Annotated in this window: 20 protein-coding genes; 9 read left to right on the forward strand and 11 right to left on the reverse strand. The window is 59.5% G+C overall.

Features of this window, described 5'->3' with window-relative positions; translation table 11 throughout:
* Nucleotides 1-6: 6 nt before the first annotated feature.
* From dapA to corA, 4 genes are all read right to left on the reverse strand, one after another.
* On the reverse strand, nucleotides 7-912 hold the full coding sequence (gene dapA / locus GGR28_RS12750; RefSeq protein ID WP_183496188.1) for a 4-hydroxy-tetrahydrodipicolinate synthase: 906 nt from the start codon (nucleotides 910-912) through the stop codon (nucleotides 7-9).
* Between the two features lie 5 nt (nucleotides 913-917).
* The gene (locus GGR28_RS12755; protein WP_183496189.1) at nucleotides 918-1,874 is read right to left on the reverse strand and encodes an acetyl-CoA carboxylase carboxyltransferase subunit alpha; all 957 of its coding nucleotides are present in this window, start codon (nucleotides 1,872-1,874) and stop codon (nucleotides 918-920) included.
* Nucleotides 1,875-1,918: 44 nt separating this feature from the next.
* Nucleotides 1,919-2,848 carry a hypothetical protein gene (locus GGR28_RS12760; RefSeq protein ID WP_183496190.1) on the reverse strand — a complete coding sequence of 310 codons (930 nt, stop codon included), beginning with the start codon at nucleotides 2,846-2,848 and terminating at the stop codon, nucleotides 1,919-1,921.
* A gap of 79 nt (nucleotides 2,849-2,927) precedes the next feature.
* Nucleotides 2,928-4,013: a magnesium/cobalt transporter CorA gene (gene corA, locus GGR28_RS12765; protein ID WP_183496191.1), complete on the reverse strand. Its 1,086-nt coding sequence runs from the start codon at nucleotides 4,011-4,013 to the stop codon at nucleotides 2,928-2,930.
* 144 nt (nucleotides 4,014-4,157) lie between these two features.
* Between corA and GGR28_RS12770 the strand changes: the two genes are divergently transcribed.
* Nucleotides 4,158-5,105, forward strand: coding sequence for a sugar phosphate isomerase/epimerase family protein (locus GGR28_RS12770; RefSeq protein WP_183496192.1), 948 nt, complete (start codon nucleotides 4,158-4,160; stop codon nucleotides 5,103-5,105).
* 16 nt (nucleotides 5,106-5,121) lie between these two features.
* Here GGR28_RS12770 and accC read toward each other — a convergent pair whose 3' ends face one another.
* The 5 genes from accC to GGR28_RS12795 form a co-directional block, all read right to left on the reverse strand.
* Entirely contained in the window at nucleotides 5,122-6,471 is a 1,350-nt protein-coding gene (gene accC, locus GGR28_RS12775) for an acetyl-CoA carboxylase biotin carboxylase subunit (protein ID WP_183496193.1), read from the reverse strand.
* 8 nt (nucleotides 6,472-6,479) lie between these two features.
* Complete coding sequence (gene accB, locus GGR28_RS12780; RefSeq protein WP_183496194.1) at nucleotides 6,480-6,998, reverse strand: acetyl-CoA carboxylase biotin carboxyl carrier protein; 519 nt, start codon at nucleotides 6,996-6,998, stop codon at nucleotides 6,480-6,482.
* 15 nt (nucleotides 6,999-7,013) lie between these two features.
* The gene (gene efp, locus GGR28_RS12785) at nucleotides 7,014-7,574 is read right to left on the reverse strand and encodes an elongation factor P (RefSeq protein ID WP_183496195.1); all 561 of its coding nucleotides are present in this window, start codon (nucleotides 7,572-7,574) and stop codon (nucleotides 7,014-7,016) included.
* 84 nt (nucleotides 7,575-7,658) lie between these two features.
* Nucleotides 7,659-8,381, reverse strand: a complete 723-nt coding sequence (gene radC / locus GGR28_RS12790; RefSeq protein WP_183496196.1) for a RadC family protein — start codon at nucleotides 8,379-8,381, stop codon at nucleotides 7,659-7,661.
* A 74-nt stretch (nucleotides 8,382-8,455) separates the two neighbouring features.
* Nucleotides 8,456-8,881 carry an NUDIX domain-containing protein gene (locus GGR28_RS12795; protein ID WP_183496197.1) on the reverse strand — a complete coding sequence of 142 codons (426 nt, stop codon included), beginning with the start codon at nucleotides 8,879-8,881 and terminating at the stop codon, nucleotides 8,456-8,458.
* Between the two features lie 218 nt (nucleotides 8,882-9,099).
* On the opposite strand from GGR28_RS12795, the gene GGR28_RS12800 reads away from it, so the two are divergent.
* From GGR28_RS12800 to GGR28_RS12830, 7 genes are all read left to right on the forward strand, one after another.
* Nucleotides 9,100-10,185 carry a PLP-dependent cysteine synthase family protein gene (locus tag GGR28_RS12800; RefSeq protein ID WP_183496198.1) on the forward strand — a complete coding sequence of 362 codons (1,086 nt, stop codon included), beginning with the start codon at nucleotides 9,100-9,102 and terminating at the stop codon, nucleotides 10,183-10,185.
* 43 nt (nucleotides 10,186-10,228) lie between these two features.
* The gene (locus GGR28_RS12805; protein ID WP_183496199.1) at nucleotides 10,229-10,891 is read left to right on the forward strand and encodes a sterol desaturase family protein; all 663 of its coding nucleotides are present in this window, start codon (nucleotides 10,229-10,231) and stop codon (nucleotides 10,889-10,891) included.
* A 2-nt stretch (nucleotides 10,892-10,893) separates the two neighbouring features.
* On the forward strand, nucleotides 10,894-11,220 hold the full coding sequence (locus GGR28_RS12810; protein WP_183496200.1) for an MGMT family protein: 327 nt from the start codon (nucleotides 10,894-10,896) through the stop codon (nucleotides 11,218-11,220).
* Nucleotides 11,220-11,909, forward strand: a complete 690-nt coding sequence (gene tsaB / locus GGR28_RS12815) for a tRNA (adenosine(37)-N6)-threonylcarbamoyltransferase complex dimerization subunit type 1 TsaB (protein ID WP_183496201.1) — start codon at nucleotides 11,220-11,222, stop codon at nucleotides 11,907-11,909. The genes GGR28_RS12810 and tsaB overlap by 1 nt, the downstream gene beginning before the upstream one ends.
* Complete coding sequence (gene truA / locus GGR28_RS12820; protein ID WP_183496202.1) at nucleotides 11,906-12,673, forward strand: tRNA pseudouridine(38-40) synthase TruA; 768 nt, start codon at nucleotides 11,906-11,908, stop codon at nucleotides 12,671-12,673. Before tsaB ends, truA begins: the two co-directional genes overlap by 4 nt.
* 118 nt (nucleotides 12,674-12,791) lie before the next feature.
* Complete coding sequence (locus GGR28_RS12825; RefSeq protein WP_183496203.1) at nucleotides 12,792-13,880, forward strand: glycosyltransferase family 4 protein; 1,089 nt, start codon at nucleotides 12,792-12,794, stop codon at nucleotides 13,878-13,880.
* Nucleotides 13,877-14,254, forward strand: coding sequence for a fluoride efflux transporter FluC (locus tag GGR28_RS12830; RefSeq protein ID WP_183496204.1), 378 nt, complete (start codon nucleotides 13,877-13,879; stop codon nucleotides 14,252-14,254). The genes GGR28_RS12825 and GGR28_RS12830 overlap by 4 nt, the downstream gene beginning before the upstream one ends.
* Here GGR28_RS12830 and GGR28_RS12835 read toward each other — a convergent pair.
* The gene (locus GGR28_RS12835) at nucleotides 14,198-15,658 is read right to left on the reverse strand and encodes an O-antigen ligase family protein (protein WP_319936729.1); all 1,461 of its coding nucleotides are present in this window, start codon (nucleotides 15,656-15,658) and stop codon (nucleotides 14,198-14,200) included. The two genes, GGR28_RS12830 and GGR28_RS12835, sit on opposite strands and share 57 nt — an antisense overlap.
* The gene (locus tag GGR28_RS12840) at nucleotides 15,655-16,770 is read right to left on the reverse strand and encodes a Wzz/FepE/Etk N-terminal domain-containing protein (RefSeq protein WP_183496205.1); all 1,116 of its coding nucleotides are present in this window, start codon (nucleotides 16,768-16,770) and stop codon (nucleotides 15,655-15,657) included. The genes GGR28_RS12835 and GGR28_RS12840 overlap by 4 nt, the downstream gene beginning before the upstream one ends.
* A 306-nt stretch (nucleotides 16,771-17,076) precedes the next feature.
* Here GGR28_RS12840 and GGR28_RS12845 point away from each other — a divergent pair, with 306 nt between their 5' ends.
* Complete coding sequence (locus GGR28_RS12845; RefSeq protein WP_183496206.1) at nucleotides 17,077-20,013, forward strand: SusC/RagA family TonB-linked outer membrane protein; 2,937 nt, start codon at nucleotides 17,077-17,079, stop codon at nucleotides 20,011-20,013.
* Nucleotides 20,014-20,023 lie beyond the last annotated feature (10 nt).

The raw sequence follows: 20,023 nt of genomic DNA on the forward strand, positions 1-20,023 counted from the left end.
GGCTGCCTACAGGTCGAGGTCCGGAACCAGGGAGAGTACCCGACGGAGCTTTTCCCGGTAGGGTTCGCTCAGGGGCACCAGGGGCACGCGCAGGTGATTTCCGCACAGGCCGAGCAGCGAGACGGCCGCCTTGATGCCTACCGGATTGCCCTCGCAGTACAGCAGGGGATGCACATCCAGCATATCGAAGTTGAGTTGCCGGGCTTCGTCGACCCGATTCTCCCGGGCGGCTTTGACCATGCGGCTGAAGTGGCTGGGCAGGGCGTTGGCGATCACGCTGATTCCGCCGTGGCCGCCGACCGCAATCATGGCCGTAGCGAGGGGGTCGTCGCCGCAGAGCACACCGAAACGGTCCGGACGGTGGCGCAAAATCTCGGTGGCCTGGCTGAGAATTCCGCTGGCCTCCTTCACCGCGGCGAAGCGATCGCTTTCTTCCGCCAGGCGCAGCACGGTTTCGGGCAGTACGTTGCTGCTGGTGCGGCCCGGAACATTGTAAATGATGAGGGGGCGCGGCGCTACCTCGGCTACCCGCATATAATGCTGGTAAATTCCCTCCTGGGGTGGTCTGCTGTAGGCCGGGCTGCTGGACATGATGCCCGCCACGCCGTCGAAGTTGAAGTCGCGGATGAAGTTGACCAGCTTTTCGGTGTAGTTGCCGCCGAAATATCCGGCCACGATGGGCACCCGTCCGTCCACGTGGCGGATAGTGAAATCGAGGATTTCGCGGCACTCCTGGGTACTCAGGGTGATGGCCTCACCGGTGGTGCCGAGGCTGACCACGTAGTCGACCCCGCCCCCGATTACGTAGTCGATGATTCCGCCCAGGGAGGGGTAGTCGATCGACTTATCGGCCCGGAACGGCGTGATGAGCGCCACGCCGGTGCCGCTAAATTCGGGGTCATTAGCTTGCATAGGGATTATTTGGCGTGGGTTACTTGCCCGATCGCGGCGTACTTGTTGATGCGGTCCTCGATCATCTGATCGACGGATTTTTCCTGAATGGCGGCAATGGCTTTTTTCAGTTGCCGCTTCAGCGTTTTCGCCATTTCATCCGGTGCGGAGTGGGCCCCACCGTGGGGTTCCTTTACGATCTCCTCGACGATGCCGAAGCTGTGCATGTCCTCGGCGGTGAGTTTTAGTGCCTCCGCCGCCTTTTCTTTATAGTCCCAGCTCCGCCAGAGAATGCTGCTGCAACTTTCCGGCGAGATCACCGAGTACCAGGTGTTTTCCAACATCATCACGTGATCGCCCAGTCCGATGCCAATGGCGCCGCCGCTGGCCCCTTCCCCGATCACCGCACACACGATGGGTACGCGCAGCTGGGCCATCTCAAAGAGGTTACGGGCGATGGCTTCCGCCTGTCCGCGTTCCTCGGCCTCGATGCCCGGAAAGGCACCCGGAGTGTCGATGAGTGAGATAACGGGAAAGCCGAACCGCTCGGCCAGTTTCATGAGGCGCAGGGCCTTGCGGTAACCCTCCGGGTTGGCCATGCCGAAGTTGCGGTACTGCCGCATCTTGGTGTTGACGCCCTTCTGGTGGCCGATGATGACCACGGTCTGCCCGTCCATATTCCCGATGCCCCCTACGATGGCCTTGTCGTCGCCGTAGTAGCGGTCGCCGTGGAGCTCCACGAATTTGCGGCACATCTGCTCGATGTAGTACAGGGTGTAGGGCCGTTCGGGGTGGCGACTCAGCTGCACCCGCTGCCAGCCGCTGAGGTTGCTGTAGATGTCGCGGCGGGTCTGTTTGATGCGGCCCTCGAGTTCCTGGATCGTTGCGTCCATATCTACGACGCCGTCGTCTCCTACCTCCTTTACCTTTTCCAGCTGTTCGTAAAGTTTCTCCAGCGGCTTTTCAAACTCCAAAAATACCATTCGTCGTCACTTTAAAATTCCCCGTGAATACAACCTCCGTCTATTTACCGCAGCTGCACTTTGGCGGAACCCAGCATACCGACGTCGGTGTAGATCTCGGCCCGGTAGAAGCCTTCCGCCAGCTTGTCGGATAGTTCGTGGGTAAAGCTGATGCGCTGGTTCCTTTCCAGGTTTACGTCCCGGCCCTCGAGGGCGATGAGGGGCTTTTCGGCACCGTTGACCATCGAAGTGGCGCGCACGGGGTTTTCGCTGATCACCGGCGTGGCGGAGGCATCCGTCAGGACCAGGTAGATGGGACGGACACCGAGGTATTCGGCGGGTACGTCGGTCAGGTCGAAGCTCACCGCGATGCGGCGTGCGCGGCTGGCGTTGGCCGTATTGCTGCCGTTCTTACGCAGCAGGTCGACCTGAATGGCCGTAGCCTTGAAGGCCCCCAGGGTCATGCGCTCGAGGTCGGCCTCCATGCTTTCGTTCATGCGGCTCAGGTTATCCACCTGTTTCGTGGCTTCGTAAGCCTCCGTCTTGGCGGTGCTGAGGTCCTGGCGGAGTACGACGTTGCGTTTGCGCAGGTCCTCGTTTTCCTCCGTGAGCTCCACGATGCTGGTTTCCAGCATGGTGCGCACGTTGATGAGGTCCTCGATCTGTAGCCGCATTTTATAGGCCACGTCGTTGTCGTTTTTTCGCGACTTCTGTGCCTGTCGCATATCGTAAAGGGCCCGTTTGGCGGTCTCCTGCGCTTCGGTGAGTTGCCCCTGTAGTTCGGCGTTTTCCCCGCTGACTTCCCGGAAGGCCTGGTCGAGGCTGTCCACTGATTTCATCAGGTTGTCGCGCAGCAGGGTCAACTGTTCGGCCTCGTCCGACTTTTCGGTGTAGCTGGCCTCCAGTTTGCTCTTCGTCGTGACACCCCATACGAGGGCTCCGATGAAGAGCAGGGCGAGCAGAATGGCGATGATGGTGAGGGTACGTTTGTTCATAAGACCTCTAGGCATGGTTGAGCGGGCGAATTTACGACTTCTCCCGCTAGCAGACTCCACCGCCCCGCCGCCCCGGCCGTCAAATCCACTTCCGCGACCGGAACCAGGCCAGCATTCCGGCGATGATGGACAGCATCACCCCCCACAAAACGAAGTAGCCGTAGCGGGTGCGCAGCTCGGGCATATTCTCCCAGTTCATCCCGTATACCCCCACCAGAAAGCTCAGGGGAATGAAAATCGTCGATACGATCGTCAGCGTCTGCATCACGCTGTTCATCCGGAAACTGATCTCGCTCACGTACAGGTCGTATAAGCCGTTGGTCACGTCGCGGTATGTCTCCACGAGGTCGGTGATCTGGATGACGTGATCGCGCAGGTCGCGCACGTACACCTGGGTATCGGAAGTGATCAGGGGGTTCTCCGTATCGCTGAAGTGACCCGTCAGCTCCCGTAGCGGACTGATGCTCTTGCGCAGGGTCAGCAGTGCCAGCCGTAGGTCGTGGATCTTCGACTTGGTGCCGATTTCCGCATCCCCCATAATTTCTTCCTCGAGCTGATCCAGCTCCTCCTCGATCTGATCAATGACCGTGAAGTATTTGTCGACCAGGTTATCCACCAGGGCGTAGGCCAGGTAGTCCGCCCCCCGGCTCCGTATGCGCCCCGTGGCGGTTTCCAGGCGCTTGCGCACGCTGCGGAACAGGTCGCCGACGTCTTCCTGAAAGGTCAGCACCTTCCCGTCGACGAGGTAGATCGACACTTGCTCCGTACTCAGCTGCCGGTTGGGACGATCGAAGGCGAAGGCCTTTACAATGATGAGTACCCCGCTTTCCATCAGTTCTATTTTCGGCCGCTGGTGTACGTCCACCACATCCTCGAGGGCCAGCGAGTGCATGCCGAACTGGCGCCCGACCCGCTCGATAAGGGCAATGTTGTGGAGGCCCCGCACGTCGTACCAGAGGGTAGCCCGTTCGGAGCGGGGTTCCGGTAGCTCGTCCACGCTGCTTTGCGCCTCGAAATAGTCTCCGTGGTACTGCGTCAGGTGTACGTGGGTGGTTTCCGACTCCTGCTCCCCGGTGTAGATCATGGTGCCGGGTGGCGCGCCGGCCTTCCTCCGGCCCGTGACGGCCTTTTCTTCCTTCGATCGCAGCAGGTTGACTATTCTCATGGGGCGTATGCGTTTGGGCGGGGCCGCGGGTGCGGGGCAAATCCTCAAGTGCAATGTATGCCAACGACGGCCAACGTGGGTGGGGAGCGATTATTTACCGGGCTTGTGTTACCTTTCTCCGGCCATAATTAAGATTCCTACATCATGCAAAGAAGAAAATTTCTCTACACGGCCGGCGTAGTCGGTACCGCCGTACTCTCCGGTTGTGGAACCCCCACTACCTCCCCGGCTGCCGCCACCCCGCCTCCCAGCGCGCCGGAAGGTGACCTGTGGTTCGACATCAGCCTGGCGCAGTGGAGCCTGCACAAGGCACTGTTCGCCGGAGAAATTGACAACCTCGACTTTGCCGGCATCACCCGAAACACCTACGGGCTGGATGGTGCCGAGTACGTCAACGTATTCTTCAAGGATCACGCCAAGGACCAGGCGTACCTGGCGCAAATGAAGCAGCGGGCCGCCGACCACGACGTTCGTTCCCTCCTGATCATGGTGGATGGCGAAGGCAACCTCGGTGCTACCGACGCCAACGAACGCACGACCGCCGTCGAAAATCACTACAAATGGATCGACGCCGCTCACTATCTGGGGTGCCACAGCATTCGCGTAAACGCCGCCGGCCGGGGTAGCCGGGAGGAAGTCGCCGCCGCGGCCGCCGACGGACTCCGCCGCCTTGGGGAATACGGTCAGCAGGCCGGACTAAACGTGATCGTGGAGAATCACGGCGGGTACAGCAGCGACGGCGGCTGGCTGGCCGGGGTCATCGCCGCCACGGAGCAGGAAAACTGCGGCACCCTACCGGATTTCGGCAACTTCTGCATGGAACGCAGCGGCAACGGCTGCGCCAAGGAGTACGACCGCTACCAGGGCGTTCGGGAAATGATGCCCTACGCCAAGGCCGTTTCCGCCAAGACCCACGATTTCGATAAGGAGGGCAACGAAATTCACACCGATTACCGGCGCATGCTCGGTATCGTTAAGCAGCACGGCTACCGGGGCTGGATGGGAATCGAGTACGAAGGCAACTCCATGACCCCCGACGCGGGCATCAAGGCTACGATCGCATTGTTGCGTAAGGTGGGCGCGGCGGTCTAGACCACCGCGCCGGCGGCTACTTGGGCATATTCTGTTTACCCAGCCAGCCGGTATCGAAATCTCCGTTGCGGAAATCGTCCTGCTTGAGTAGCCACTGGTGAAAGGGCACGGTGGTTTTGATCCCCTCTACGATGAATTCGTCCAGGGCCCGCTCCATCTTGGTGATCGCCTCGGCACGGGTGGGGGCCCGCACGATCAGTTTGGCGATCATGCTGTCGTAGTAGGGGCTCACCGTGTAACCGGCGTATACGTGGGTGTCTACCCGCACGCCGTGGCCCTTCGAACTGTGAAAGCTCGTGATCTTACCCGGGCTGGGGCGGAAATCGTTCCAGGGGTCCTCGGCGTTGATCCGGCACTCGATGACGTGTCCTTTCGGGTAGTAGTTCTGTCCGCTCAGCGGCTCACCGTAGGCTACCTTGATTTGCTCCTTGATGAGATCGTGGTCGATGCTCTCTTCGGTCACGGGGTGCTCCACCTGGATGCGGGTGTTCATCTCCATGAAGTAGAAATTGCGGTTGGCGTCAACCAGGAATTCTACCGTACCTACTCCCTCGTAGCCGATGGCTTCGCCGGCCTTGATGGCTGCCTCACCCATTTTCTGCCGCAGCTCGTCGGTCATGAAGGGACTGGGGCACTCTTCGAGCAGTTTCTGGTGGCGGCGCTGTACGCTGCAATCGCGTTCGCTGAGGTGAATGACCTTGCCGTTTTGATCGCCGATGACCTGGATCTCGATGTGGCGGGGCTGCACGATGTACTTCTCCATGTAGATGCCGTCGTTGCCGAAGCTGGCTTTGGCTTCGGCACGGGCGCTGTTCCATAGATTGACGAAGTCCTCCTTCCGGGTGACGATGCGCATTCCCTTACCGCCGCCTCCCGCCGTGGCTTTGATCATGACGGGATATCCCATCGTTTCGGCGCGGGTCATGCCGTCTTCCGCGCTTTTGAGGAGGGTGCCGTCGCCGGGTACGACGGGTACGCCGGCGCGGATCATCGTGTCCTTGGCGGTGATCTTATCGCCCATGTTGCGGATGTGCTCGGGGCGGGGGCCGATAAATTTGATACCGTAGTCCTGGCAGATCTCGGCAAAGTCGGCGTTCTCGCTCAGGAAGCCGTATCCGGGGTGGACGGCATCGGCGTTCGTGATCTCCACGGCGGCCATGATCTTCGGGATGCTCAGGTAGCTTTCGGCGGAGGCCGGCGGGCCGATACAGACGGCTTCATCGGCGAAGCGGACGTGCAGGCTTTCGCGGTCGGCCGTTGAGTAGATCGCCACGGTTTTGATGCCCATCTCCCGGCAGGTACGAATGATGCGCAGGGCGATCTCACCGCGATTGGCGATGAGGATTTTGTTGAATTTCTGGGCCATACTTTTTGCTAAGACGGGTCTACTAGGAAGAGCGGCTGGTCGTATTCGATCGGTTGGGCATCCTCTACGAGCACCTTGACGATCTTGCCGGCTACCTCGGATTCGATCTCGTTGAACAGTTTCATCGCTTCCACGATGCATACCGTATCGCCCTTGGCAATGCGATCACCGACCTTGATGTACGGGGGCTTGTCCGGGGAAGCGGACCGGTAGAACGTACCGATCATGGGCGACTTCACCTCGACGAGGTTCGATGCCTGCTTGCTTTCCGCGGCGGGCTGGGCGCCACCGGCGGCGGCCGCGGCGGCAGGGGGGGCGGGAGCCGCCGGTGCGGCGGGAGCGGCCGGAGCCGGTGCGGCTACGGGCGCGGGCATGCTGATGATCGAGGGGCCGGCCGCCTGGGTGGTCTGGCGACTGAACGATTTTCCGCGAATGTGCAGGGCTACCCCCTCGTTCTTGTACTTGAATTCCGATATCTCGCTTTTGGCAACGAGCTTGATCAGTTCCTGGATATCTTTTAGTGTCATGTTCTGGGCGTATGGTTAAACACGGCTCACGTAAGAGCCACTGCGAGTATCAATCTTGATCCGGTCACCGGTATTTACGAAAAGGGGGACGCGTACTTCGGTCCCCGTTTCGATGGTTGCCGGCTTCAGGGTATTGGTGGCGGTATCGCCCTTTACCCCCGGCTCGGTGTAGGTGATTTCCATCTCCACGTACTGGGGCAGGTCTACGGTGAGGGGCGTGCTGTCCTCGGTATTGTAGAGCACTTCGATGGTGTCGCCCTCGCGGATGAAGCCGGGGTTGTCAATCATAACCTCCTGAATGGTGGCCTGTTCATAGCTCTCCGTATTCATGAAGTGGTAGCCCATCTCATCCTTGTACAGGTACTGCATCTTGTGCCGCTCGACCCTCACCTCATCCACCTTGTGGCCGGAGGGGAAGGTTTCGCTGAGTACCCGACCGGTGGAAAGGCTCTTGATTTTGGTGCGCACGAAGGCGGCTCCCTTCCCGGGTTTGACGTGCTGAAACTCAATGACACTGTAGATGTCGTGGTTGTGGCGGAAGGTAAATCCGTTCTTTATATCCGAGGTTGAAGCCATTGCGTTCGGTTTGTCGCTGATGCCAATGTAAGCAAGTCAGCCGCTATGTGGTTAGGAAGCGCGAAGATATGCTTTCTCCCTTATCTATTCTTCCTGCTCCAGCAGGTGGTTGTCCGCGAAGCTGTAGTAGCGGTGTCCGGCTACGATCAGGTGGTCCAGCACGTGTAGGTCGAGGCTGCGTGCCGCACGGCACAGTTTGGTGGTCAGGCGCACGTCGGCCGTACTCGGCCGCGTCTGTCCGCTGGGGTGATTGTGGGCCAGTACCAAGGAGGTCACGCTGCCGTGCTGCAGGGCGGTGCGAAAGATGGTCTTGGCATCGGCTACGGTACCCGTGGTGCCTCCCCGACTGATGAGGTGGGCGGCCAGCAATTCGTTTGCCCGGTTGAGGCAGAGCAGGTGAAATTCTTCGTGCGCCAGATCGCCCAGGCGGGGACGCAGGTACCGGAAGCAGGCTTCGCTACTGGACAGGCAGGGCCGATCGCGGTGGGTGGCCGACTCGCGGCGGCGTCCCAGTTCCAGAGCGGCGACGACCTGCATCGCCTTTACCCGGCCCATCCCGCTGATCCGCGTCAGGTCGCTTACTTGGCGGCGGGCCAGCTCGTGTAGGTCGTGATCGACGGATAGCAGAATTCTGCGGGCCAGATCGACCGCCGAGGTGCCGCGGGCGCCGGTGCGGAGCAGGACGGCGAGCACTTCGGCATCGGTGAGGGCACTGGGACCACGGCGGAGTAGCTTCTCCCGGGGCCGTTCCGCGATCGCGAGGTCGCGCATCCGCAGCGGGGCGGAGGCATTTACTAGTTTTGTCATATTCCGGTTCGTTGATGGACCGGAAGGGAAGGACACGATAGGCAACGTGGGACTAAGGTAAGCCGGCGCGACGATTATTTTTCCATTTCCGAGTAGAGCCGACCCCGACTGTACGCCTTGAGCACGTGACGAACCGTCAGCGTCAGGTTGGGTGGCAAGGTATCGTAGGGGTGCCACTCCACGTTCTCAAACTTCTTACGCTCCTTGCTTTCGGGTTCGCCCTCGTAGTGGTGGGCGCGGAAGTACAGGACGATGCGGTGGGCCTTCTTGTAGCGCTTGTGCAACACGTGCACCAGGGTAAGGTCGGCGGGGGTGAGTTCGATGCCGGCCTCTTCGTAGCTTTCCCGGATGAGGGACGCCACGGCAAATTCCTTACGCTCGATCGTACCCCCGACCAGGCTGTAGTTGCCGCCGTTTGGCTTGGTCTGTTTAAGCAATAGGATCCGGCCCCGGTCTTCCAGGATAAGCCTGGCCTTGAGGGAAACACTGAATTTGGCCATGTTTTGGGGAGGGGATAAATTACAAATGGACCGGTGCCGTACTTTTGCGTCACGCAGCGGAGTGGTGCGCAAGATAGTAAGTCAAACCACGGGTGGGGTCGTGGCGTTAAGGACCTAACCCCTAACTTCGCCGGTAATCAGGGGATGCTAGCACTACCTACTGGCCCTTTGGTCAAACTCTCAGGGACCGCGCCCCCGGTCCAAATTACTCTTACACTATGCGCTACGACAGTGTCCTACAGGCTATCGGAAACACCCCCCTTATCCGACTTGACCGCATTTGCGGCAGTCGCATTCCGGCCACCGTTTACGGAAAAATGGAATCGATGAACCCGGGGCAGTCCGCCAAGGACCGCGCGGCGCTGTACATGATCGAACAGGCCGAGCGCAAGGGACGCATCCATCCCGGTGCCACCCTGATCGAGGCCACCAGCGGCAACACGGGGTTCAGCATCGCGATGATCGCGGCCATTAAAGGGTACAAGTGTATCCTAACCCTCTCGGACAAGGCAGGTCCCGAAAAGCAGGCCCTGCTGAAGGCCCTGGGCGCCAAGATCGTCCTGTGCCCGAAGGACGCCGCCCCCGAGGACCCCGAGTCGTACTACAGCAGGGCCGAAGAACTTGCCGGTACCATTCCGAACAGCTTCTACCTGCGGCAAAACTGGAACCTCGACAACAGCGGCGCCCATTACTACAGCACGGGGCCCGAAATTTGGAAGGATACGGCCGGAAAAGTTACCCACTACGTGTGCTGTGCCGGTACCGGTGGCACCCTCTCCGGCACCGCCCGCTACCTCAAGGAGCAAAATCCCGACGTCAACATCATCGGGGTGGATGCCTACGGTTCGGTACTCAAGAAGTACTGGCAGACGGGGGTATTCGACCCCGACGAAATCTTCAGCTGGAAAGTGGAGGGGCTTGGAAAAACGATCATCCCCGACAACGTGGCCTTCGATCTGATCGACGAGTTCATCAAGGTCGGCGACCGGGCGGCGGCCCTCCGGGTACGCGAACTCGCCCAGCGCGAAGGATTGTTGTTGGGATACAGTAGCGGCGCCGCGCTGGAAGCCGTATTTTCAATGCGTAAACAGCTGACTCCGGACGACGTAGTGGTCGTCCTTTTCCCCGACCACGGCAGTAAGTACCTGGGCAAGGTCTTCAATGACGAGTGGATGCAGGAGCAGGGATACCTCAAGCCGAACGGGGAGCCGGCAACCTACAGCGTGAAGCATTTGCAGCGGATGTACCGGGTGTATAAGCGGATGTACGGCCGTAAGATCAAGCAACGGTTCAACCTGGTGTAAAGCTGCGGGTTGATACATATTACATAACAGCTAATTCATTTCGATGAAAGCCCGCACTCAAAAATTCAAGTCCAATGCGAATGAGTCGCCGCCGATGTTTGAGAACAAGATTCTCAATCGCCTGACGCAGACCCATATCGCCACGCCCATTATCATCTTCTTCGTGTATGCCATCGGTCTACTGTGGTACACGGCGGCCAATACCGACATCCCGTTCCTGACCGTCGTGCTGGTTTTTTTCGCCGGCATCCTGGGCTTCACCTTCATGGAATACGCCGTGCACCGCTGGGTGTATCACCCGCCGCACGGCGCCTCGGAAGCCTACAAGAATGCGACCTACAAAATGCACGGCATGCACCACGACTACCCCAAGGATAAGAAGCGGCTCGCCATGCCACCCCTGGTCGCCATCATCCTGGCCACCAGCCTGCTCTTCCTGTTTGAGCTCGTGCTGGGGCAGTATTCGTTCTCCTACCTCGCCGGCTTCGTGGTCGGTTACGCCCTCTACCTTGTCGTACACTATACCGTCCACATCTACGCCCCGCCCCGCAACTTTTTGCGGGCCCTGTGGGTCAATCACTCCATTCACCACTACAGTGAGGATGAAGTACTCTTCGGAGTATCCCAACCCCTGTGGGACTACGTCTTCGGCACGATGCCCCGCTCCGACAAGGACAAGCGCATGGCGCGGGAAATTCACCGCTAGGCTTGGCGGCCCACTACATCGACGACGTGCGGGCGGTCACTAAACTGATCCCCCCGGGCAGGGTGAGCACCTATGGCGCGATTGCAGACTTCCTTACGCTCGGCAGTGCCCGTATGGTGGGCTGGGCCCTCTTCCGGGGCGTCACCGTCACCGACGATATACCCGCCCACCGCGTGGTGAACCGCCGCGGCGAGCTCAGCGGCCGCAACCACTTTTCCACTCCGACCCTGATGCAAGAACGACTGGAGGAGGAGGGAGTAACCATACGCGACAGCGTGGTCGTCGACTTCGATCGCGTTTTCTGGTCGCCCAACGAGCTGCTGACCTGATGAGGCTACAACTGCTACTAGAAACCACCACCGAGGTATGCTCGGTGGCCATTGCCCGCGACGGGGCGATCGTTGCGGAGGTCACGTCGCCGGAAGTGCAGCAACACGCCAGCCACCTGACGCTGTTCATCGAGCAGGTGCTGGGGGAGGCCGGAGTTACCGCCCCCGAGTTGACCGAAATCCTCATCAGCGACGGACCGGGCAGCTACACCAGCCTGCGCGTCGGGGCGGCAACGGCCAAGGGGCTCTGCGTTGCGCTGCCGGATCTCTCCCTCAGCGCAGTTCCGACCCTCGAGGCGGTGGCCCGCGCGGTGGCAGCCCCCGGCGACGCCGACAAGCTGTTTGCTACGATCAATTCCCGGCGGGGTGAGGTATTCGGTCAGGTGTTCTCCGCCGCTGACTGTGCGCCGCTCACTGAGGTGATGAACGTCAGGCTCGGTGATCCCCGGTGGCGCGGCCACTTGCTCGGCGGCGGCGGCCTGGGTAAAATGTTGGTGTGCGGGCCCGGCCAACACCGTGTCCGTGAGGCGCTCGATGACGACAACGCCTTTAGCTTTGGCCCACCAAATGCGCTGGCTGCCCGTTTTCTCCTTGGACCTGCGCCCCGCCGCCAAGGTGTGGCCGCCTACGAACCTTTTTACCTGAACCAGCCCTTCGTGACCCGTTCGAAAAAGAAATCGTTGTTGTGAAGGTTACCCGTTACGCCGTCGAGCTCGCCTACCGGGGCACCGCCTACGCCGGTTGGCAGCGGCAACCCAACGCCGTATCCGTAGAGGAGACCATCGATACGGCACTGATCACCATTCTCGGTAGTCCGGTCAAACTGGTGGGATGTGGCCGCACCGACGCCGGGGTCCACGCCAGTCAGTACGTTGCTCACTTCGACTATGCGGGCGACCTGCCCAAACGGCTGCTGGCCCGGTTGAATCGTTACCTGCCGGACGACATTGCCCTGAGCGGGATCTTCGGCGTGCCCCCGGAAATGCACGCGCGGTTCAGTGCAACGGGGAGGTCCTATACTTACCGCATCAGCCTGGTGAAGGATCCCTTCCGCACCGACACCGTAGCGTGGCTCCCGGCCCTGAAGCACCTTGATCGTGAAGCAATGCGGGCCGCGGCGGCAGTGGTGCTTGAGTACGACGAATTTGCGCCCTTCTGCAAAACCAACTCCGATGCCTTTACCATGAAGTGTAACGTGACGGAGAGCCGCTGGCAATTCGACGGAACGGAAATGGTGTACCACATCTCCGCCAACCGCTTTCTTCGCGGCATGGTGCGACTGATCGTGGGGATGTGCCTACAGGTAGGTGCGGGGAAACTCGAACTTTCGGCGGTACGAACCGCGTTAGATCGACAGCAGCGGTTGCCCAAACCCCTTAGCGCACCGGCGGCGGGCTTATTTTTAAGTCAGGTGAGGTACGCGGACCGTGGTAGCTGGATTGATATTTTATAATAGGAGTAAGGCTGTTATCTTTGCGGAATATCGGCTCTCTCCGAGACGGCGCGATGCCCTACGCGTACTTTATTAAGTGATTAGCGTCCCACACACTACACTCGTTAAGCCCTTGCGTATGTTAGAATTTATACTCAGCTTTCTGATATCCTTTGCCCTGGTGTTTGCGATCATGCCCAACGTGATCCGTATCGCGATCGAGAAAAAACTCGTCGCGCTTCCGGAAGAAAGAAGCAGTCACGACATCATTACACCCTGTTTAGGCGGGATTCCGATCTTTTTAGGAATACTATTTTGCGGTTTACTGCTTACCCCGATCGAGCAGTGGAGTGGGTTGCAATATATCCTCAGCGCCCTGGTGATCGTGTTTATGATCGGGACGAAAGACGACATCTCCCAGCTCTCGGCGGGCAAGAAGACGGCGGGCCTCGTGATTGCGATCGCGATCCTGGTCACCCGGGGGGAGGTGCGGCTCGAAAGCCTGTACGACCTCTTCTACGTGTCGCGCGACCTGCCTTACTGGTTATCGATTGCCTTCAGCGTATTCACCCTGCTGGTCATCACGAACGCCTTTAACCTGATCGACGGCATCGACGGGCTGGCCGGAACGGTAGGGATCATCGCCATGCTGAGCTTCGGTACCTGGTTCTTCGTTGTCGGCATGGCGCACCTCGGTATTCTGGCCCTGGCTGCCGCCGGTGGGCTGCTGGCCTTCCTCTACTACAATATGTCGAAGAGTAAAAAAACCTTCATGGGGGATACGGGCGCGCTGGTAATCGGGATGCTGCTGGGGGTGATGACGGTCGAATTCATCGACATCTGCTCTACCGGGGGCATTCCGGCCGAATACCGATTCGCCAATCCGATCAGCGTAGCGGTCGGTATCCTGATCATTCCCCTCTTCGATACCATTCGCGTATTCATCACGCGGGCCATTCGCGGGGTCAGTCCGATGAAGCCCGATCGCCGCCACATTCACCACCTGCTCATCGATTCCAACCTGAGTCACGCGCAGGCTACGTTCGTACTGGCGATGGTGAATCTGGTCTTCATCAGCCTGGCCTTGTACCTGGATCCCCTGCTTGATCTTCACCTTATTCTCGCAATCGAGATCACCCTGGCGGTGGGGCTTACCTACATGCTAAACAAGCACGCCAGCCGGGTGAAGCGGAACAAACATGCCGCACGGGTACGGCAGACGGCGTGAGCGCGGTATGGGTGTTCCTGGGTGGTGGACTCGGGGCGCTTGCACGCTTCGGGATCGCGGTCATTCTACCCCCGCCCTCGTTCTCCGACGGCCATTTTCCGTGGGCCACCCTGGTAGCAAACCTGCTGGCTTGCCTGATCCTCGGCGTCGGTCTGTCGTTGTTGCTCAGGGGGCAGCTTTCCCGTACCGGACAGTTGTTCTTACTTACCGGATTCTGCGGAGGGTTCTCCACCTTTTCCACTTTTGCCGCTGAGTTGTTGCAGCTCGTCCAGAACGGGCACGGCCTTACCGCAGCGACCTACCTGATCGTGAGTGTTCTATGCGGCGTGGGCGTCCTCTTCGGGTTGTTGTTCTTCCAGTCCGAGATCGGGTAGGCGGTAGGTCCCCATGGTGATCACGACGGCGGTAGCGATGAAGAACAGGCTACCGATCTTATCGGTCTCCAGTACGTCGTTGATGATACAGAAGGCTTCGACGATGACCACGGACAGTAGGCCCGCCATAACGGCGGCCCGGGCCAGGGGGTCGCGCTGGCGGTGATACAGTGCTTCGCCGAACACCAGAATACCCGCCAGGAAGAGAAGTAGAATGATCAGTCCCACATATCCCTGTTCCACCAGCGTCATGAGGTAGTAGTTGTGAATGCCGCTACGCTCGGGGTTGTCGCTCACGTAGGTTTGAAAGTTGTTGTTGGTGTACGCCTCGTACAGTTCGACGAAGTTGCCGGGGCCAAACCCCGTGACCGGGCGGTAGGGCACCATGTTCCCCCCGGCGACCCAGCGGTAAAAGCGCTCCATGGTAGAAATGTCCTCCAGTTTGTAGGTTGCCGAGATCAGGTCGTCAAATTCCTGGTGCGCTATGGTCGTGTCGAAATTCGGTGCGTAGTCGAGGTAATTGTTGTCGTAAGTCAGGTACACGGCCGCCCCTACGCCCGCTAGCAGCGCCGCCACCAGGGCAGGCTTTATCCAGCGCCGACGGATCAGGAAATAGGCGGCACCCGCCAGCACCAGGGCCACGTAGGCCGCGCGGGTAAAGGCGAGCGAAATGGCGAGCAGCCACACGAAACCGAGTCCGTACAGCATCCACCGGTACGGTTTTCCCCGCAGGCGACGTTGCCAGACCAGGTAGCCGAACCAGGGCGCGAAAGTAGTCAGGCAACCCGCATAGCTGACGTGGTTGCGCATGAAGGGGTGGAGGGTGCGAAACTGATCGGCGAAGCTGAATCCGTAGCCGGCGTGCCGTACCAACGACTGAACGGCCACGAACAGCAGGGGCCAGAACACGCAGTGAACGAATAGGGTAACGCGGTTCGGAGTGTTCAGCAGCAACAGCGGCATCAGGAAAAACGCACCCACGTACCACAACTTCGCCAACGAGAACTTGAGGCTGATCAGGGTGAGCTCACTAAAGCCGGTGGCCACGATGATCCACCCTACGTGCAGGTAGAGCAGCAGGGCAATGGGGTGGGCAAAGGCACGGTAATCGTACTGCGGCCAGTGCCGCGCCGCGTGAATAAGCAGTAGGCCCGTCAGCCCGACCGCGATGGGTTCCGTAGGCAAGTCGGTACCGATGCCTCCGGGAAGGGCAACTTCGGTCCCTAGGGGAATCATGATCAACAGCAACCAAAACAGTGGCTTGAAATCCACGATCGCCTGGGCGAAGACCCACAGCAGTACGGGTACCCCCACGAGCCAGTAGGCCCCGGAGGCAAGGGCCACACCCGCGCACAGCAGTACGATCGCGGCGTAACCCGAGTATACGCGCAGCGAAGCGTTCACCGGGTAATGCTTCCCCAGTCGTACCGCCGGCCACTGTCCAGCAGGAGTACGCCGATCACGGCAAAAAAGAAGGTGACCACGGTGGTGACGACCACGATCAGCCACCGGATCGGGGAGCTCTTCACCAGCGGAACCTGGGCCTCCTCGATAACCTCCAGCGTGCGCCGGTCGCCGGAAAGGACGCTCTGGTACTGTTTGAGGCGGGTGCGGCTTTCGGTAAGGGCTTCGTTGGCCTTGATCCGGGCCTCCTCCATGTTCTCAATCTGGCCGATGCTGGCGTTCAGCCGGTCCAGTTGGCCATCCAGCAGCTTACGGCCCTCCCGCAAACCGGCCAGGTCGACGGTCAGTTTAGCGATGCTGTCCTGCCGCCCGTTTTCCCGGAAGGCCCCGAGGCGGGCCTCGGTAGCGGCCAGCCGCTGGTCGATCGCGGAGGACGACATCGATAGGGCCTCACTCTGTGCCTCCGTATTGTAGACGCCCGATTGGCGACGCACCTCGGCCAGGGAAGTGTTCAAGTCGTTCAGCCTGCGTTCGCCGTCCGTCACCTCCTGCTCCAGTCCGGAGGCGTTGCGCTGGTGAATGGAACGGATCAAGGACAGGTTGATCGCATCGATGTGCCGGCGGGCGGCAGTGGCCATGGCGGCGGCCCGGCGGGGGTTGCGGTCCTCGATGGTGAGCTCAATGATGTCCCGGGGGTTGCGCTCCACTTCGTAGAGGGATTGAAATTCTTCGCGCACGCGCACGGGGCCCTTGAGGGTAGTGCTGTCTAATTTGTACACCCCGTACAGGTTGAAGGTATCCACCATATAGTCGATGAGCTGGTTGCTTTCCGCAATGCTGAGCAAGCGGTCGATGTCGTCGCCGGTCCCGTAGAATTGAATGCGGTTGTTGCCGGTGCCGAAGGTGCTCTCGATCGATATCTGTTCCGGACTGATGACCACGAAGGAGGTATAGCCCGTATAGTAGGTGGGTAGTAAGAGCGAAACGATCACGGACAGCACCGCGCCGGCCAGGGTCGTGATCAGGACGGGTTTGCGCCATTGCCACAGGGTACGCAATACACCCAGCAGGTGAGTCGGGGGTGATGGGGGTGGAGTGGGGGTGCGGAGCATACAGGGTTGGTGGAGTCGTTGTCGTAATCCGCCGCAAAGGTAATAATTGCGGGGCCGCGGGTGCGGGGTCTTCCCCAAGGAAAGCCGACGCTTTGGGTTACCCCCTAGATACCCGACACATTCGGAGCGTTGCGCGGTATCCGACGCAGATCCCTTTCGGTCGTATGAGACATTCTACTATAATTTGTCCAATATGCCGGGCTTAAACTTGTGTAATTGCCAAACTGCCTTACATTTATCGGGCATTAGCAGCGAATTTTCGCCCTCCATCGTTTGCTGTTTGTCACACTTAATAATTATTCTACTATGCATAGTCTTCCCCGACGTTTGTTCGGTAGCCTGATTTTTGCCATCGCGCTGCCCTGTTTGCTTCACGCCCAGTATTCCGTTTCCGGTACCGTAAAGGATACGGACGGTGAGCCCTTGATCGGAGTCTCCGTGCTGGTGGTCGGTACCACTACCGGTACGGTCACCGATTTCGACGGAAACTTTACCGTGAACGTTCCCGACGACCGCAATGCCCTGCGACTGAGTTACACGGGCTTCGTGCCCCAGACGGTCGAGGTAAGTCGGGGGATGGCTCCCGTTGACATCACCCTGGATGAGGACGTCGCTAACCTCGAGCAAGTAGTGGTCACCGGACTGGCATCTACCATCAAACGATCTAACCTGGCCAACGCCGTTTCCGTAGTGAGCGGGGAGGAACTCACCGGGGTCACCAGCCAGCAGACGGTCGACGGGGCCCTGTACGGTAAGCTTACCGGTGTAAACATCGTCCAGACCAGCGGCGCGCCGGGTGGGGGCTACGCCGTCCGCTTGCGGGGAGTATCCTCGCTTTCCGGTAACAACCAACCCCTGTTCATCGTAGATGGGGTGTACATCTCCAACGTCGAACTGCCGAGCGGCTCCCGCAATGCCTCCGGAGCCAACAGCGCCTCCGAGGAATCCGCCTCAAACCGCATTGCCGACCTGAACCCGGACGACATCGAAAGCATCGAAGTGCTGAAGGGGGCTTCCGCTGCGGCGATATACGGAACCCGGGCCAACGCCGGCGTGGTCATCATCACCACCAAGAAGGGGGTAGCCGGCGAAACCAAGGTGAGCTTCAACCAGGACCTGGGCTTCAACACCATCATCAAGAAGGTGGGGCGCCGCACCTTCACGGCGGACCAGGTGGAGCAGGAATTTGGAGGAACTACTCCGGATCAGATTGCCGCCGGAAAAGCCGCCCGCGCGGCCTTCGAAGCAGCACAGGCCCGCGGTGAGATCTTTGATTATGAAGACATCATCTACGGTGAAAAGGGCTTCATTTCGGACAGCCGGCTCCGGGTGAGCGGGGGCAGCGACAGAACCAACTTCTTCGTGAGCGGCAGCTACCGCGACGAAGACGGCATCATCAAGGGCACCGGCTACGAACGCTTTACCGCCCGGCTCAACCTCACCCACCAGATCAACGATCGCCTGAAGATCCAGTCGAATACCAACTTTGTGCGTTCCTCGGCATCGCGGTCGTTCAGCGGCAACGAGAATGAGGGCGGACTCTCTTATGGCTACACCCTGGCCTTCACCCGCGACTACGTTAACCTGTTTCCGGATGAAGACGGCAACTATCCCGATAACCCCAACTTCTCCGGCAACCCCCTGCAGACCCGCGACCAAACCCGGAACGAGGAAGACATCAACCGCGTCCTGCAGGGCATCAACGTCAATTACCGCCTGCTCCAGCAGGACAACCAAACCCTTAATCTGGTCCTCAACGGCGGGCTCGATTTCATCCTGTCCAAAACCTTTGTCTACGTTCCGGAGAATTTCCAATCCCAACGGGGCCGGCAAAATGGATTCCTGGCGGAAGGAAAGAACGATCTGTTCAACTACAACTACAGCGCGATCGCGGTCCATGACTATTATACCGATAGCGGCATCAATTTCACCACTCAGGCCGGTATAACCTACATCAACCAGTCCGCCGACCAGCTCCTCACCCAGAGCACCCAATTGATCCCGCTGCAGACCAATCTCGGGCAGGGAGCCGCCCAGGAGATCGACCAGACGCTGCTCAACGTAGAGGAATTTGGATACGTCGTCCAGGAGGAGGTCAACCTGTACGATCGGGTTATTCTCACCGGGGGTCTCCGCTTCGACAAATCCTCCCTCAACGGCGATCCGAATAAGTTCTTCACTTTTCCCCGGGCTTCGGTCGCCGTTAACCTCAACGAGTTCGATTTTTGGAACACCAGCGGCCCCATCGATCAGTTTAAGCTGCGGGCCGCTTACGGGGTGACCGGCAACAGCGCCTCCTTCGGGCGACTCTTCACCTCTCTGACCAACAACAACATCGGCGGCCGCGGGGGCTTTACGGTCGACGGTCAACAGGGAAACAGTACCCTAGAGCCGGAAACGTCCTCGGAAATGGAGTTCGGTACGGATCTGGGACTGTTTGACAACAAGGTCAGCTTGACGGCAACCTACTACATCCGCGACGTAAAGGATCTGCTGTACGACCGCTCGCTGCCAACCTCTTCGGGCTTCTCCAACGAAATTCGCAACGACCTTGACCTCCGCAACCGGGGGTTTGAGTTTCAACTGGGCCTCAATCCGGTACGCGAGGACAACTTCTACTACCGCACCACGCTGAATTTCTGGTTCAACCGTAGTGAGATCACCCGCCTGGGTGTTCCGGATGGCAGTGAGGGCGAAGACATCCCCAGCTTCGTACCCCCCGGTGTTGCCTTCGGTCTTGGCCTGGGCACCTTCTACATCAACGAAGGATCACCCATCACCGGCTTGTGGGAAAACGTCGACGGTGTCCCCACCCAGACCGGCGATACCGAACCGGACTTCCAGTTTGGCTGGAACAACAACTTCACTCTGTTTCAGAACCTCGACATCAACTTCCTTTTCCACTGGCGAGAGGGTTCCGAACTACTCAACCTGACCCGCCTACTAACTAACTTAGGGAACACTACCCCCAGGGAGTACGATGACCTCACCGGCTTCATTGAAGACGGATCCTACTTCCGCCTGCGCGAGGCCGGCATCAACTACCGCATCCCCCTTAACAGCGACGTGATCCGTGGGCTTAAGGTCGGCATATCGGGCCGCAACATCTTCACCATCACCGATTACAGCAGCTACGACCCCGAGACCTCGGTAAAGGGGGGTAGCGGATTATCGACCAATATTGAGGTAGCCCCCTTCCCGAGCAGCCGCCAATTTTACCTCCACTTGGGATTTGATTTTTAACCAAGCGAAA

The organism is Neolewinella aquimaris, assembly GCF_014197245.1.
Classification (GTDB): domain Bacteria; phylum Bacteroidota; class Bacteroidia; order Chitinophagales; family Saprospiraceae; genus Neolewinella; species Neolewinella aquimaris.